Genomic DNA, 15,870 nt, shown 5'->3' with positions numbered 1-15,870 from the left:
ATGCGACACTAGCTCAGCTGGTAGAGCGCAACCTTGCCAAGGTTGAGGTCACGAGTTCGAACCTCGTGTGTCGCTCCAATTTAAAGTTTCATTGTACTTAACAATGCATCCGGACGCGGGATGGAGCAGCTTGGTAGCTCGTCGGGCTCATAACCCGAAGGTCGTCGGTTCAAATCCGGCTCCCGCAACCACATTACAGTTGAACGCTCATCGATTGCCCAAGGCAGTAAAGAGTAGCGGTTAACTTATGCGACACTAGCTCAGCTGGTAGAGCGCAACCTTGCCAAGGTTGAGGTCACGAGTTCGAACCTCGTGTGTCGCTCCAATTTCTTCAAGTTATCAAACTTGAACAGGCCATTAAGGTCACTGCTCTTTCTAATGCTGAGAAGCATAAACCCCCAAATAAAACGAATTATCCTCCTTTCGGTGGATATTTTTGTGTCTCTAATTCGCTGTAGCAGATGGAATGCTAGCTATCATCAGATGTTTATTAAGAATATCTGATGTTTTGTTGTATTAATTAACAGAGTTATCCACATAATGTTTAATGTGGATAACTTAGTTGATAAACATGTTTCTGCGAAAAATCAAACCTTACTATTGAAAGATCTTTTCAACTGTGTTTATTACATTAACACTTGCTTGCTTTGTTAACTTGTTGTTTTTGTTGGGTTTTGTTCTTTTTTTTGTGTTTTTGTACGGTAATTTAAAGATCATTAACTTGTTGTTTTTTGATCCTAGTCATTTATTAGAATTGTGTTTAACTTCTTTGTAAGGAGTTAAATCGGTTGATTGTTTTGTTTTTTTCCACATTTCTGAATTTGAGAACAATATCAAACATTGTTCTCTCATTTTGTGTAGGAAGCGCTAACTGATTGATATGTGTTTTCACTCTAATATGAGCAATTTGCTGTGAAGGCAGTGAGGCTAGGCGTCTCTAGGAAGGCCTTTCTCTACGATTCGAATTAGCCTCTGCTTTTTGTTCTTTGTTTTACTGATGCAATCTGGAAGTTGATTATTCTGCTGATGTAGCGCCCACTCGATATGACTATCTAATAAATCGCTTTTGCCTAGATGAGATTCGAGCAACTCGATAATGTCGGAGCGGTATGGCGCATTGCCCATTGCTACGAAGATGTTGCGTAGCCATTGTTGATGACCAATACGGCGAATGGCGGAACCTTCCATCTTTTTTAAGAAAGTTTCTTCATCCCAACTGGCCAGTGCCACAAGATCTGAGTCGTTAAACGCATCGCGACGATGAAAGTCATGCTGTTGGCTGATATCTGCATGGCGGTTCCAAGGGCAGACTAACTGACAATCATCACAGCCATAAATTCGGTTTCCTATTAGAGGGCGATATTCTTCAGGGATAACTCCGTCGAATTCAATCGTTAAATAGGAAATGCATTTACGGGCATCGACAACCCCTTCTTCTACAATGGCACCCGTAGGGCATGATGTTATACAAGCTGTACATTTGCCGCATTCATCTTCACTCGGTGTATCTACTGGCAGAGGGAGGTTAATTAGTAACTCGCCAAGAAAGAACCAGGACCCAGATTCTTTATCTAGGATCAGAGAATGCTTCCCCGTCCAACCTAGACCTGCTTTTTGAGCAAGCGGTCGCTCTAATATTGGCGCTGAGTCGACAAATGGACGACAATCGAAATCTTCGACTTCCTTCTCGATTTTCTGACCAAGTTTTTTAAGTTGATTGCGTACTAGCTTGTGGTAATCACGCCCTAGCGCATAGCGACTGATATAGCCTTGGTTAGTATCTTTTAGGTTCGAAGCGAATTGTGCTTCTGGAGGAAGGTAATCCATTCGAGCGCTGATCACTCTTATGGTACCTGGGTGTAACTCATCTGGTCTCGCACGCATCATGCCGTGGCGAGCCATCCAATCCATATCACCGTGGTAGCCTTTATCTAACCACTCTTGTAATGGTGCTTCGTGCTCACGTAAATCAATGTCACAAATCCCGACTTTTTGAAAGCCGAGCTCTTTAGCCCAGACTTTAATTTGTTCAGCAAGTTGGTCGAGATTCATGTCGGTAGCTCTTCGTTTCAATTGCGACGCGCAAAAATGGGGGCGGATCTTAACGGATCTTAGCCTTTAAGACCAGAAATCGCGGATTTATTTGCTCATTTTTCATATAACTTACATTTGAGATCTTGTCTCTCAAAAGCAACACGGTTTACTATTCTTGTTCTTTTGATTTTTATATAGTCAACGATCGATATTTAGAGAACTTTATACATGAGCACGAAACAATTTACTTTGGAAGATGAGCAAGCAACGATTCTATTAGGTACGAGGCTTTCAAATCTATGCTCACAGCAGACGACTATTTATCTGCATGGCGATCTTGGCGCAGGAAAAACCACGTTCAGTCGTGGATTTGTTCGAGCTTTGGGCCATGACGGAAATGTAAAAAGCCCAACTTACACTTTAGTTGAACCGTATCAGCTTGCGGACTGGCAGGTTTATCATTTCGACCTGTACCGATTAGCCGATCCGGAAGAACTAGAATTCATGGGAATTCGAGATTACTTCACTCCGGATGCGATCTGTTTAGTGGAGTGGCCGGAGAAAGGGCATGGATTATTGCCAGAAGCCGACTTAGATATTGATATCCGTTATGACGGCAATCAGCGTGTGACAACCCTAACCGCTAATAATGATTACGGTAGAAGCTTACTAGATCAGTTGGAGTTATGTTGATTCTTAAGCGTTTATATAATGCAGCAGCGTTTTCGCTTGCTGCATTTTTTATCTTATTCTCAAACGTTACTTTCGCTAATTCATTAGAAGGCATTCGTGTTTGGCCTTCTCCTGATGAAACGCGCGTCGTAATTGATCTTAAAACAGAAGCCGATTACAGCTACTTTACATTGAGCAGCCCAAGCCGTTTAGTCGTTGACTTAAAAAAGACAACTCTGGCAACTAAGCTGCCGATGAACGTAAGCGATAGCCCGGTATTAGCTAAGATCCGTAAAAGCTCGCCGCCAAGCAAAGGCACATATCGCTTGGTGTTTGAGTTGAAGAAAGCGTCTAAAGCTGAGCTGTTTAAACTTAATCCAACACCGGGTGGCCAATATGGTCATCGTCTTGTCGTTGATTTCCCTCATGCTACGACGACCAAGAAAGCGACAACTTCTACAGCGGCGAAAAAACCAACGATCAGCAAAGATATTTCTCAGGTTCAGAGAAAAGAGGATATTCTGATTGTGATCGATCCTGGTCATGGCGGTGAAGACCCTGGTTCGATAGGCCCTACGCGTAAGTATGAAAAAAATGCGACGTTGAGCATTTCAAAAAAGCTAGCGGCTCAGTTGAATGCGGTGCCAGGGGTGAAGAGTCGATTAACTCGTAATGGCGACTACTTTGTTAATTTAAACCGACGAGTGGCTATCGCACGAGAAAACGAAGCGCACCTCTTGGTTTCAATTCACGCCGATGCATTTACTACCCCGCAACCACGGGGCGGCTCTGTGTTTGTATTGAATACACGGCGAGCCAATACAGAAATTTCCCGCTGGATTGAGAACAAAGAGAAACAATCCGAGCTATTAGGCGGTAGTGGGGCTGCATTTACTGGCAATATCGATGATAAGAACGTTAACCAAACATTGCTTGATCTTCAGTTTAGTCATTCTCAGAAAGAAGGTTATAAGTTAGCGACGGAGATATTGTCTGAGATGGGGAAAGTAGCGAAGCTACACAACTCGAAGCCGATCAATACCAGCTTGGCAGTATTGCGTTCACCACAAATTCCATCGGTCTTAGTTGAAACGGGGTTCATTTCAAACCCTACCGAAGAGAAGTTATTATTCCAGCGTTCGCACCAAGATAAGCTGGCTCGCTCGATTGCGAAAGCTATCGTGAAATATTTGAAAGCGAATCCGCCAGAAGGCACTGCATTCTCGAGTTCAATGAAGGCCACGAAGTACAAAGTGAAGCGTGGTGACTCACTGTCTGCAATTGCGAAAAAGTACTCGACGACGACCAAAGCGATCATGAGTCAGAATAATTTGAAGTCATCTAGCTTGGCAATTGGTCAAGTTCTGGTGATTCCGGGTTCTTCTGCTTCTATCTCAGTGCCTAAAATTTCGAATCCAGTGGAAACGAAAACGGTTACTCACACCGTGAGAAGAGGTGATTACTTAGGTAAGATTGCTAGCCAATATAAAGTCTCAGTCGCGCATATTAAGCGTGAAAATAAATTGAAGTCAGATACCTTAAAAGTCGGGCAGAAGCTGAGAATAACGGTGAGCCTAAAAGATGCACCGCTAAGAAAGCATAAAGTTGCTCGCGGTGACTACCTAGGAAAAATAGCGGCTAAGTATGGTGTGAGTGTGAATAGCATTCGACAAGCTAACAAACTTCGTTCTGACGAGTTGGCTATTGGCCAAGTTTTGATTATTCCGCATAAATAGACGCTTTTAAGGCAAAGATAAAGTTATGACGATTAAAATACTGCCTGCCCGTTTGGCAAACCAAATTGCGGCGGGTGAGGTAGTAGAAAGGCCAGCTTCAGTAGTAAAAGAGTTGGTGGAAAATAGCTTGGACTCTGGTGCGACTCGTATCGATATTGATATCGAAAAAGGTGGCTCTAAGATGATCCGTGTTCGTGATAACGGTAAGGGCATTGTAAAAGGTGAACTGGCATTAGCATTAAGTCGTCATGCCACTTCGAAGATCCACACGCTGGATGATCTTGAAGCCATTGTGAGTCTAGGTTTCCGTGGAGAGGCATTAGCGAGTATCAGTTCAGTCGCGCGCCTTACTATGACGTCTCGGCCTACAACTCAAGAACAAGCGTGGGCGGCGTATAGCGAAGGCCGAGATATGCAGGTAAAACTGCAGCCTGCGGCACATCCAATCGGTACTTCTGTTGAAGTGCTTGATTTGTTTTTCAATACACCGGCACGTCGCAAATTTCTTAGAACAGAGAAAACCGAATTTACTCACATTGATGAGTTACTGAAACGGATTGCGTTAAGCCGCTTTGACGTGACGATTAATTTACGCCACAACGGCAAAATGATTCGTCAATATCGTGCAGCTAAAAACGAGCTTCAGGCCGAAAAGCGCATCGCAGCAGTCTGTGGCAATGCGTTCGTTCGTAATATGCTAAAAATCGAACTTGAGCATCAAGGTTTGAAACTGCATGGCTGGATCACAACACCTGAAGGTGCGAGGCAGCAAAGCGATCTTCAATACTGTTATGTTAATGGCCGTATGATGCGAGATAAGCTGATTAATCACGCCATTCGCCAAAGCTACGAAACGAGCTTGCGCCCGGATCAGTTTGCAACCTATGTGTTATTCATTGAACTAGATCCGCATCAGGTCGATGTGAATGTCCACCCTGCGAAACATGAGGTGCGCTTCCATCAAGCTCGTTTAGTGCATGATTTTATTTACCAAGCCCTTAGTGATGGCTTATCACAGACCAGACACATAGACGCTGCCCCTGTGAATCAATCTGCCTTTCATCAGCAAAACCCTGCTTCACAGGAGGAACAAGCTCCGAGCGATAGCGTAGTGACTGTTGAAAGCGGAGAAGAGGGTGTCGTTCAGCAACCGTTTTTAGCACAAGATCAAGCTAGAGAGCGTGCTGACCAAGTAATCGAAAGAACGCCGGCTTATCCACGTAAAGCGGAACCCGATGTCAGCTATAGCGCTGAGCCTTCGAGCTCTGTTAATGAAAATGTAAATAGCTACGTTGCTAGCGAGGCGCCGTCATCAAGACAAGAATGGATCGAGTCGCGTCCTGCTCCCAAAAAAGAAAAAGAGGCTGTTCAGCGATATGGGGAGCCAGCGCCGTCGAAAAAGGAAGTCAAAGCGTATAAAGAGCTATTGGATACACCTTCGATAGAATCCTTGACACCAAGTCCACAACAAGAACCTATTAAAGACGCTGATTTGGTTTCAGAGGCCATCAAGAAGCCGTCAGAACCCATCACAAATTTAGGGAAAGCCATTACTGTGGTGAATCACCAATATTTAGTGATGGGAAGTAAGGTTGGTTGTGTGTTGGTATCGCTCGCAAAAGCTGAGTTTTTGAGAGTGCTTGGTCAATTGAATACCGAGCAAGGCTATTTGAAGAGTCAGCCATTGCTTGTGCCGCTCTCTCTGAAAGTTGGTAAAGAACTGACTCAAGTTGCCGAAGATGGTATCCATGTGTTGCAGTGTTTTGGTATTGAGCTCAAGTTAAGGAATCGTGAAACCATTATGGTCATGGGCGTTCCTTCGCCTCTAAGGCAGCAAAACTTACAAATTCTAATACCAGATCTGTTATCGTACGCAGCCTCAACGAAAACGGACAATAATAAGTCTGTTTTTGATAGCAAAGTCTTAGCAAATTGGATCGCGATTCAAACCGCTCAAGTAAAAAGCGACTACACTTTATCAGAAGCCATTCAATTGGTTGGGGAACTTGAACAGCTATGGCATGGTCAACTTCCATTAGAAGATAATCAGTTTGTGGTCTCGGTTGATTTCTCTTCCACAATTGCAGCTTTGTTAGCCAAATAATACTGTAAACGAAACGCTTTCATTAAGAAGCCATAATAATAAAGAACTATGACTCAAAAATTACCTTTAGCACTGTTTTTAATGGGGCCGACTGCATCTGGAAAAACAGATTTAGCGATTCGATTACGTCAAAAATACCCAGTCGAGATCATCAGTGTCGATTCGGCATTAATCTACAAAGACATGGATATTGGCACCGCTAAACCGGATGCGGAAGAGCTCGCGCTAGCACCTCATCGCTTGATTGATATTCTGGACCCAAGTGAAGCGTACTCTGCGGCGGATTTTCGTCGTGATGCCATAAATGAAATGAACAAGATTGTTGCTGACGGCAAAATCCCATTGTTAGTTGGCGGCACCATGCTGTACTACAAAGCGCTACTAGAGGGGCTTTCTCCTCTGCCAGCTGCTGATCCGGCTATTCGAGAACAGATTGAAGCGGAAGCGCAATCACTAGGTTGGCAAGCTTTACATGATCAACTAAAAGACATTGATCCAGTTTCCGCAGAAAGAATCCACCCCAATGATCCACAAAGATTATCGCGAGCATTGGAAGTTTACCGAATTTCAGGTAAAACATTAACTGAGCTAACTCAAACCAAAGGTGAAAGCCTGCCTTTTAGAGTTAAGCAATTTGCTATTGCTCCCAAGGAAAGGGCAGAACTGCATCGCCGTATTGAATTACGCTTCGACAAGATGATGGAAGCTGGGTTTGAAGATGAAATGAAAGCGTTATACGCTAGAGACGATCTTCACCCGGATCTTCCTTCGATCAGATGCGTAGGTTATAGGCAGATGTGGGACTATTTAGACGGAAATTGTGATTTGGACGAAGCGATATTTCGTGGTGTCTGTGCAACCCGTCAATTGGCCAAGCGACAAATTACCTGGTTACGCAGCTGGGATAATTTAACTTGGTTAGATAGTGAAAACATTGAACAGGCACTAGAAACTCTTTCAGATGCAATAGCATCTGATTAGAAATGCTGTGTATAATGTGATCGCTTTTGCGTGAATATACTCTGGAAAGGATCCGTTATTGAGGTTTTTAAATTTGCTAGCCTTTCAATAACAACGGAGTTTTTTTATTCATTTAGCTCAGATGCAAAGGCCGCACCTTTTAGTGCACCACTAGCTAAATAATTACAACAAAATACAAATAAGGAAAATAAAATGGCTAAGGGGCAATCTCTACAAGACCCGTTTCTAAATGCACTTCGTCGTGAGCGCATTCCAGTATCTATCTACCTTGTAAATGGCATCAAGCTTCAAGGTCAGATTGAGTCTTTCGATCAATTTGTGATCTTATTGAAGAACACTGTAAATCAGATGGTTTATAAGCATGCGATTTCAACTGTGGTACCTGCACGTGCAGTTAGTCATCACAGTGGTGAGCGCGCTCCATCTGATCGTCCTGAGAAATCTGAAGATTAATAATTTAAATAATACAGCTCAAGCTGTAATAAGGAGTTGGTTGCTTGTTTGACCGTTATGAATCCGGTGAGCGAGCCGTACTTGTTCATATCAACTTCACGCAAGAAGGTGAGTGGGAAGATCTTAGCGAATGTGAAATGCTGGTATCTTCAGCAGGGGTTGAAACGTTACAGGTAATTACCGGTAGCCGACAATCCCCGCTCCCTAAATACTACGTTGGAGAGGGTAAAGCCCAAGAAATTGCTCAAGCCGTTCAGCTGACTGGTGCTGAAATTGTGATTTTTAATCACTCCCTTTCTCCTGCCCAAGAACGTAACCTAGAACAGCTGTGTAAATGTCGAGTGATTGACCGTACAGGTTTGATCTTAGATATCTTTGCACAACGAGCTCGAACTCATGAAGGTAAATTGCAAGTTGAGCTTGCTCAGTTAAGGCATATTTCTACCCGATTGATCCGAGGTTGGACTCACCTAGAAAGACAAAAAGGTGGTATAGGTTTACGTGGTCCAGGTGAAACCCAACTAGAAACAGACCGTCGTTTGTTGCGTGATCGTATTAAAGCGATATTGCGTCGTTTAGCGAAAGTCGCTAAGCAACGTGAACAAGGACGCCGTGCTCGTAATAGAGCTGAAATTCCTACAATTTCTTTGGTTGGTTATACCAATGCAGGGAAATCTACACTGTTCAACCGAATAACTTCTGCTGGTGTTTATGCTGCAGACCAATTGTTCGCAACGTTAGATCCTACATTACGTAAGATCGATCTAGCGGATGTTGGCCCTTCTATATTGGCTGACACGGTAGGCTTTATTCGCCATCTACCTCACGACCTTGTTGCGGCATTTAAAGCGACGTTGCAAGAAACGCAAGAAGCTGACATTTTGTTACATGTTGTCGATGCCAGTGACGACCGTTTTCGTGAGAATATTCAGGCTGTTCACGACGTTTTAGAAGAAATCGATGCCCATGAGGTACCGACTTTAGTTGTCATGAATAAGATCGACTGCATGGAAGACCAACAGCCTCGCATCGAAAGAGATGAAGAAGGTGTGCCTCGCACGGTTTGGGTCTCGGCAATGGATGGCTTGGGTATTGATTTATTGTTTGAAGCGCTGACAGAACGTTTGGCGAGTCAAATAGTGCAGTACCAATTGCGAATTCCACCAGAACATCAAGGCAGGATTCGTAGTTTATTCTTCCAACTGAAATGTATTCAACGTGAAGAATATGACCAAGAAGGTAACTTGTTGATAGATATTAGAATGCAACAAGTCGATTGGTCTAAACTAGAAAAAAGAGAAGGGGCGCTCTTAGGTGACTTTATCGTTACCAAAGAGACTGCTACAGTATAACGTCATATCAAATGATGGAGCTTTCTAATGGCGTGGAATGAGCCTGGAAATAACAACGGCGACAAAGGCCGCGATAATGACCCTTGGGGTAATAAAAATAATCGTGGTGGCCGAGATCAAGGACCGCCAGACCTAGACGAAGTATTTAATAAGCTGAGTCAAAAGTTGGGTGGCAAGTTTGGTAATAAGGGTGGCAATGGTCCATCAATCGGCGGCGGCGGTGCAATTGGCTTTGGTGTCATTGCTGTAATTGCTGTTGCTATCTGGTTTTTCGCTGGTTTCTATACTGTTGGTGAAGCAGAAAGAGCAGTGGTGTTACGACTAGGTCAATTCGATCGTATCGAAGAACCAGGTCTTAACTGGCACCCTCGCTTTATCGATGAAATTAAAGATGAGCAGCTAGTTAACGTTCAAGCGATTCGTTCACTACGTGCATCTGGCACTATGTTAACGAAAGATGAGAACGTTGTGACGGTTGAAATGGGTGTTCAATACCGTGTTTCAGACCCGTACAAGTACTTATATCGTGTAACGAATGCTGACGACAGCTTGCGTCAAGCGACAGATTCTGCGCTTCGTGCGGTAATCGGTGACTCACTAATGGATAGTATCCTAACTAGTGGGCGTCAACAGATTCGTCAAAGTACTCAAGAAACGCTAAACCGGATTATCGACAGCTACGATATGGGTATTCTTATTGTTGACGTGAACTTCCAGTCAGCGCGTCCACCTGAGCAAGTAAAAGATGCATTTGATGATGCAATTGCGGCTCGTGAGGATGAAGAGCGTTTTGAACGTGAAGCAGAAGCTTACCGAAATGATATTCTTCCTAAGGCAACAGGTCGTGCTGAGCGTTTGAAGAAAGAAGCGGTTGGTTACTCTGAACGCACAATTAACGGTGCACTTGGTCAAGTGGCACAATTTGAAAAACTATTACCTGAATATCAAGCGGCTCCAGAGGTTACACGTAACCGTCTGTACCTAGATACAATGGAAAAAGTGTATTCAAATACGTCTAAAGTGTTGATCGACTCTGAGTCGAGCGGCAACCTACTTTACTTACCAATTGATAAGTTGGCAGGGCAAAGTGGAGCGAAGCAAACTCAGCGTAAAGCGAAGACAACTTCAACTTATGATCAAATTGAACTTGAATCGCAAGCCGACACTCAGTCAACCACTCAGTCTCGTTCTGATAGTTCACGCCAAGGGAGATACTAATAATGCGTAAGTTAATGATCCCTGTATTGGTCGTAGCATTAGCTCTAATGTTAATGTCTGTGTTCGTTATCCCAGAGGGTGAGCGCGGTATCGTGATTCGTTTCGGTCGTGTATTGAAAGATACTAACGACATCTCTCGTATCCACGAACCTGGTCTGCATTTCAAGCTGCCATTGTTTGACCGTGTGAAAACTCTTGATGCACGTATCCAAACTATGGACGGTCGTTCTGACCGTTTCGTAACGTCTGAGAAAAAAGACGTGATCATCGATTCATACGTTAAGTGGCGTATCCAAGACTTCGGTCAATACTACCTAGCAACAGGTGGTGGTAACGCACTAACAGCAGAAGCACTTCTTGAGCGTAAAGTGACGGATGTTCTTCGTTCTGAAATCGGTTCTCGTGAAATCAAGCAAATCGTATCAGGTCCTCGTAACAACGATGTTCTGCCAGATTCAGCTGATAGCGAAGAAGTGACAACAGTCGCAGCTGCTGAAGCCCTAGAGGTGGATGGTGAGCGTGACAAGATCATGGAAAACGTACTGGCTGACACTCGTGAAAGTGCGCTGAAAGATCTAGGTGTTGAGATTGTTGATTTCCGTATGAAGAAAATCAACCTTCCAGACAACATCAGTGATTCTATCTACAAACGTATGCGTGCAGAGCGTGAATCAGTTGCTCGTAAGCACCGTTCTCAAGGTCGTGAGCGTGCTGAAGTTATCCGTGCTCAAGCTGAACTAGAAGTGGCGACAGTACTTGCTGAAGCTGACCGTACTGCTCGAGTAACTCGTGGTGATGCGGATGCAGAAGCGGCGAAGATCTACTCTGATGCTTACAATAAAGATCCTGAGTTCTTTGGCTTCATGCGTTCACTGCAAGCTTATGAAACGTCATTTAGCGAGAAGAGCGATATTCTAGTACTTGATCCGAAGAGTGATTTCTTCCAGTACATGAATAACTCGAAAGGTGCGCAATAATCATTGGTAGACAACCTGATTATTGAAACTTCGAATTAAAAAAGGCTCCCTTGGGAGCCTTTTTTGTATTTGGTGGGCAGACAGGTTGAGATCAAGTGCTTACCATCACAGCAATGACGAGCCCTGACACCACTAAACAACCGCCAATGCGGCGAAGCTGGTTGTCTGGCTGTTGACTTAGCTGGCTCATCATTTCCCGCCACCCTTTGGGAGCGATAAGAGGACCAATTCCTTCCACGATGAGCACAAGGCCAATTGCTAACCAGATTGAATTCGACATGTTTAAGCCTTAAAAAGTGGTAAAAGTACAATAGTATCAATGATTTTTGTGAGTTTAGCAGTATAGCAAGTTCTATTTAGGAACCGAATAATACGAATTATGAACAAAAAGTGACTGCAAGAAGTGTGATTCAGTGCTAGAATCCATTTTTAATTAGCAACAGAATTGGAAAGATGGGAAATAACGTAGTCGTTCTAGGCACCCAATGGGGTGACGAAGGTAAAGGTAAAATTGTTGACCTTTTAACTGAAGATGCAAAATACGTGGTTCGCTACCAAGGCGGTCACAATGCAGGTCACACTCTAGTCATTGACGGTGAAAAAACCGTTCTTCACTTAATTCCATCAGGCATCCTTCGCGATAACGTAAAATGTGTTATCGGTAACGGTGTAGTACTATCGCCTGAAGCACTTCTTAAAGAAATGAAGCCTCTTGAAGAGCGTGGTATTCCAGTACGCGAACGTCTTTTCATTTCTGAAGCTTGTCCCCTAATTCTTCCTTACCACATTGCAATCGACAACGCGCGCGAAATCGCTCGTGGTGCTAAAGCAATTGGTACAACTGGTCGTGGTATCGGTCCAGCTTACGAAGATAAAGTTGCACGTCGCGGTCTTCGCGTTGGTGACTTATTCGATAAAGAAGTATTTGCAGAGAAGCTAAAAGAAGTAATGGAATTCCATAACTTCCAACTAGAGCATTTCTACAAAGCTGAAACAGTAAGCTACGACGAAGTACTCGAGCAGTGTATGAGCTACGCTGATATGCTAACGGCTATGGTAATGGACGTTACTGACGAACTTGATGCAGCACGTAAGCGTGGCGACAAAATTATGTTCGAAGGCGCACAAGGTACGCTACTAGATATCGATCACGGTACTTACCCATACGTAACTTCTTCTAACACGACTGCTGGTGGTGTTGCTGCAGGTTCTGGTTTTGGTCCTCGTCACATCGGTTACATCCTTGGTATTACTAAGGCGTACTGTACTCGTGTAGGTTCAGGTCCATTCCCAACAGAACTTTACGACGGTCTAGATAAGCAAGACCCAGTTGGTAAACACTTAGGCGATGTTGGTCACGAGTTTGGTGCAACTACAGGTCGTCTACGTCGTACTGGTTGGTTTGATGCTGTTGCTATGCGTCGTGCAATCCAAATCAACTCTCTAACAGGTATGTGTCTAACTAAACTAGACGTTCTTGATGGTCTAAAAGAGATCAAGATCTGTACTGGTTACAAGATGAAAGATGGCACTATCTTAGAAGTTTCTCCAATGGCCGCTGAGTCATTCGAAGAAGCGACGCCTATCTACGAAACTATGCCTGGTTGGTCTGAAACAACATTTGGTGCTAAATCAATTGATGCGCTTCCACAAGCTGCTCTTGATTACATCAAACGTATCGAAGATCTAACAGGTGTTCCAGTTGATATCGTATCTACTGGTCCTGACCGTAACGAAACTATCATCAAGGTTCACCCTTACAGCGCATAATGTTGTAGATGCTAATCTGCATCAATGATAATTCGTTATTGAAAGCCGACTTTAATGTCGGCTTTTTTGTACCTATAAATTAGTAATCGACCGAGCTTCTGATGATCTTTTGTACATCATCTGGCAAACTATTGCCTAATTGCGGCAAATTTTGTCTAAAGCAAATCCAGTGATTGCCGATATACTTATCATAGTAGATGAACAGTTGCGTTTACGTGTTGCGATAAGCAGACGTGGCAGCGTTCAAACACAGATAAAGAGTGCAGGTATGAAGCTACGAACAGTGGCAGCTTCATTGATTTTGGCGCTAAGCTCACCCTTGAGTCATGCAAATTTAGCAGATGTAGGGGAGCCTGTTCCAATATACACTGAAGCTGAATTGATTAACTTAATTGAAAATAACCAACATTTAGAGCGCGTAAAAGCGGATAAATGTCAGCTAGTGGAAGATATCGTGGCTCGTGCAACGCGTATTAGCTTGCCGTCCTACGAATTTTTATACGGCGACATGCTGGCTTGGGGTGTGTGTGTTGAACAAGATGTGGAGCTTGGCCTTTACTATATGGAAAATGCCGCTCATCAAGGTTTACCCGCAGCTCTTGAACAGATAGGCCGTTATTATTCTCGTGGTACTTTGGTTCAGCAAGACAAAGAGCGCGCGATCCCTTATCTGCGTGAAGCAGCCTCAATGGGGAATTTGAACGCGCGTATTCATTTGGCTGAATTACTACTGCGTGACTACGGTAGCCCACTAGACTATGAAGATGCATACCGCTGGTTGTATAACTCAGTGACCGCCGACCAAAGGCAGCATAAACGAATCTCGGTATTGCGTAACGGTCTTGAGCAACGTATGCCTGACAATATTATCGCGCGAGCGAAACGTCGAGATGTTTTCTGGTAGTCAGCGTCTAGTTAAAACTTTACATACCGCACATACAAAAATACCTCGCATTGCGAGGTATTTTTTATTGGTCGTATCTTCGATTACTGTACGACTTCACCAGACTCAATCACTGTATCACGTACAACTTGAGTAAACTCTAGCGCTTCTTTACGAATTTCGTCTTCATTTACTGTCAGCATATCGCGATCTTCCATGATGATTTTACCATCTACGATAGTGTGACGAACGTTACCTGAGTTAGCAGAGTAAACCAGTGCTGAATACGGGTTGTATACCGGAACCATGTTTGGAGCTTTAGTATCGACCACGATGATGTCTGCGAGTTTACCAACTTCTAATGAACCGATCTTATCTTCCATGTGAAGTGCTTTAGCAGCGCCCATCGTTGCCATGTCGATCACTTTGATCGGTGGCATTGCTGCACGATCTTTGTTTACTAATTTGTGAACTTTCGCGACTTGGTTGAACTCATCAATCGTGCTTAGTGTGTTACCAGACATTGGGCCATCGGTACCTAAGCCAATACGAACGTTTTCATCGTACATCTTAAGCGCTGGTGATACGCCTTTCGCTGATTTGATGTTAGCGCTCATGTTATGCGCGACACCCATTTCCGACTTTTTCACCAGTTCGATGTCTTTATCATCAACTAAAATCATGTGTGCGCCAACGAGGTTCTTGTTTAGAGCGCCAATGCTGTCCATGTATTGAACTGGAGAAAGGCCTTCAGCACGCTTAGCAATTTTCTCTTCTTCACGGTGAGACTCAGCTAGGTGAATCATCACAGGTACATCAAGTTCAAGAGACAGCTTAGCCACTTTTTGTAGTACTTCGGTAGTGTTGGTGTACGGCGCATGTGGTGCGAATGCCGGAGTGATACGCGGGTGATCTTTGTATTCTTCAATAAAGTTCAGCGCGTATTTAATGCCTTCTTCTGCGTTTGCAGCGTCGGCTACTGGGAATTTTATGACTGTTTCACCTAACACGGCACGCATACCAATTTGGTCAACAGTTTTTGCTACTTCGTCTTCGAAATAGTACATGTCAGCGTATGTGGTCACGCCGCCTTTAACCATCTCAACGTTACCTAAATTCGCACCGATACGAACCATATCGCGAGAAACCAGTTTAGCTTCAAGAGGGAAAATGTAGCGGTGTAGACGATCTGGAACATCATCAGCCAGTGAGCGGAATACTGTCATTGAGACGTGAGTATGAGTGTTAATAAGGCCAGGCATTACGATGTCGCCATCAACATCTAATGTTTTTTCTGCTTTGTACTGCTCTTCTAATGAAGCATCACCCACTGCAATAATCTTGTTGTCTTTTACAACCACAGTGCCATTTTCAAAAACGGTTTTATCTTGGTTCATGGTTAGAACCATAGCGTCAGTGATCATGAGATCTACTTTTTCAGCCGCAGAGCTTGTAAAAGGAAGTAGGCTTAAACTTGCCATGGCTGCAGCAAGAAAAGTGCGTTTAAAAGTCATAATGAAACCTTCGGAACAGGTGATGGTAAAAGTGAGGGCATCATAGGCTATTTCTAGAATCTTGCAAACGTTTGCTTTATCAATTGCATTAAAATGTGAGATTCATTCTAAGCTGTGATGGATTGTTTAAGGTTGTATATAAATGAGTCAAAATCCGCTTATTTTGAGCTTTTTGC

Annotated in this window: 13 protein-coding genes and 3 tRNA genes; 13 read left to right on the top strand and 3 right to left on the bottom strand. The window is 43.7% G+C overall.

Annotated features, from left to right (window positions below; all coding sequences use genetic code 11):
* Positions 1-2 precede the first annotated feature (2 nt).
* The 3 genes from ELZ11_RS17740 to ELZ11_RS17730 all read left to right on the top strand — a co-directional run bounded on the left by ELZ11_RS17740 (position 3) and on the right by ELZ11_RS17730 (position 325).
* A tRNA-Gly gene (locus tag ELZ11_RS17740) sits at positions 3-78 on the top strand.
* Positions 79-114: 36 nt separating this feature from the next.
* Positions 115-191, top strand: a tRNA-Met gene (locus tag ELZ11_RS17735).
* A gap of 58 nt (positions 192-249) precedes the next feature.
* A tRNA-Gly gene (locus tag ELZ11_RS17730) sits at positions 250-325 on the top strand.
* 602 nt (positions 326-927) lie between these two features.
* On the opposite strand, the gene queG is transcribed toward ELZ11_RS17730, so the two are convergent.
* A complete protein-coding gene (queG, locus tag ELZ11_RS17725) occupies positions 928-2,052 on the bottom strand; it encodes a tRNA epoxyqueuosine(34) reductase QueG (RefSeq protein WP_137358724.1) in 1,125 nt (374 codons plus the stop codon).
* 210 nt (positions 2,053-2,262) lie between these two features.
* Here queG and tsaE point away from each other — a divergent pair, with 210 nt between their 5' ends.
* From tsaE to hflC, 8 genes are all read left to right on the top strand, one after another.
* A complete protein-coding gene (gene tsaE, locus ELZ11_RS17720; RefSeq protein WP_137358723.1) occupies positions 2,263-2,727 on the top strand; it encodes a tRNA (adenosine(37)-N6)-threonylcarbamoyltransferase complex ATPase subunit type 1 TsaE in 465 nt (154 codons plus the stop codon).
* Positions 2,721-4,442 (top strand): LysM peptidoglycan-binding domain-containing protein, encoded by a 1,722-nt coding sequence (locus ELZ11_RS17715; RefSeq protein WP_137358722.1) that lies wholly within the window; start codon positions 2,721-2,723, stop codon positions 4,440-4,442. The genes tsaE and ELZ11_RS17715 overlap by 7 nt, the downstream gene beginning before the upstream one ends.
* Before the next feature lie 25 nt (positions 4,443-4,467).
* Positions 4,468-6,546, top strand: a complete 2,079-nt coding sequence (gene mutL / locus ELZ11_RS17710) for a DNA mismatch repair endonuclease MutL (protein WP_137358721.1) — start codon at positions 4,468-4,470, stop codon at positions 6,544-6,546.
* A 48-nt stretch (positions 6,547-6,594) separates the two neighbouring features.
* Positions 6,595-7,527 (top strand): tRNA (adenosine(37)-N6)-dimethylallyltransferase MiaA, encoded by a 933-nt coding sequence (gene miaA, locus ELZ11_RS17705; protein WP_137358720.1) that lies wholly within the window; start codon positions 6,595-6,597, stop codon positions 7,525-7,527.
* A gap of 192 nt (positions 7,528-7,719) precedes the next feature.
* Positions 7,720-7,980 carry an RNA chaperone Hfq gene (gene hfq, locus ELZ11_RS17700; protein ID WP_137358719.1) on the top strand — a complete coding sequence of 87 codons (261 nt, stop codon included), beginning with the start codon at positions 7,720-7,722 and terminating at the stop codon, positions 7,978-7,980.
* A 44-nt stretch (positions 7,981-8,024) separates the two neighbouring features.
* The gene (hflX, locus tag ELZ11_RS17695) at positions 8,025-9,332 is read left to right on the top strand and encodes a ribosome rescue GTPase HflX (protein ID WP_137358718.1); all 1,308 of its coding nucleotides are present in this window, start codon (positions 8,025-8,027) and stop codon (positions 9,330-9,332) included.
* Between the two features lie 27 nt (positions 9,333-9,359).
* Entirely contained in the window at positions 9,360-10,550 is a 1,191-nt protein-coding gene (gene hflK, locus ELZ11_RS17690) for an FtsH protease activity modulator HflK (RefSeq protein ID WP_137358717.1), read from the top strand.
* Positions 10,551-10,552: 2 nt separating this feature from the next.
* Positions 10,553-11,527, top strand: a complete 975-nt coding sequence (hflC, locus tag ELZ11_RS17685; protein WP_137358716.1) for a protease modulator HflC — start codon at positions 10,553-10,555, stop codon at positions 11,525-11,527.
* A 91-nt stretch (positions 11,528-11,618) separates the two neighbouring features.
* On the opposite strand, the gene ELZ11_RS17680 is transcribed toward hflC, so the two are convergent.
* On the bottom strand, positions 11,619-11,807 hold the full coding sequence (locus ELZ11_RS17680; RefSeq protein ID WP_137358715.1) for a DUF2065 domain-containing protein: 189 nt from the start codon (positions 11,805-11,807) through the stop codon (positions 11,619-11,621).
* Positions 11,808-11,980: 173 nt separating this feature from the next.
* On the opposite strand from ELZ11_RS17680, the gene ELZ11_RS17675 reads away from it, so the two are divergent.
* Together ELZ11_RS17675 and motX are read left to right on the top strand one after the other, a co-directional pair.
* Positions 11,981-13,297 carry an adenylosuccinate synthase gene (locus ELZ11_RS17675; RefSeq protein ID WP_137358714.1) on the top strand — a complete coding sequence of 439 codons (1,317 nt, stop codon included), beginning with the start codon at positions 11,981-11,983 and terminating at the stop codon, positions 13,295-13,297.
* Between the two features lie 268 nt (positions 13,298-13,565).
* Positions 13,566-14,201, top strand: coding sequence for a flagellar protein MotX (gene motX / locus ELZ11_RS17665; protein ID WP_137358713.1), 636 nt, complete (start codon positions 13,566-13,568; stop codon positions 14,199-14,201).
* Between the two features lie 83 nt (positions 14,202-14,284).
* On the opposite strand, the gene ELZ11_RS17660 is transcribed toward motX, so the two are convergent.
* On the bottom strand, positions 14,285-15,694 hold the full coding sequence (locus ELZ11_RS17660; protein WP_137358712.1) for an amidohydrolase: 1,410 nt from the start codon (positions 15,692-15,694) through the stop codon (positions 14,285-14,287).
* Positions 15,695-15,870 lie beyond the last annotated feature (176 nt).

This window comes from Vibrio profundi, assembly GCF_005281835.1.
In the GTDB taxonomy this organism is placed as follows: domain Bacteria; phylum Pseudomonadota; class Gammaproteobacteria; order Enterobacterales; family Vibrionaceae; genus Vibrio; species Vibrio profundi.
This window is presented reverse-complemented; position numbering and strand designations above follow the sequence as displayed.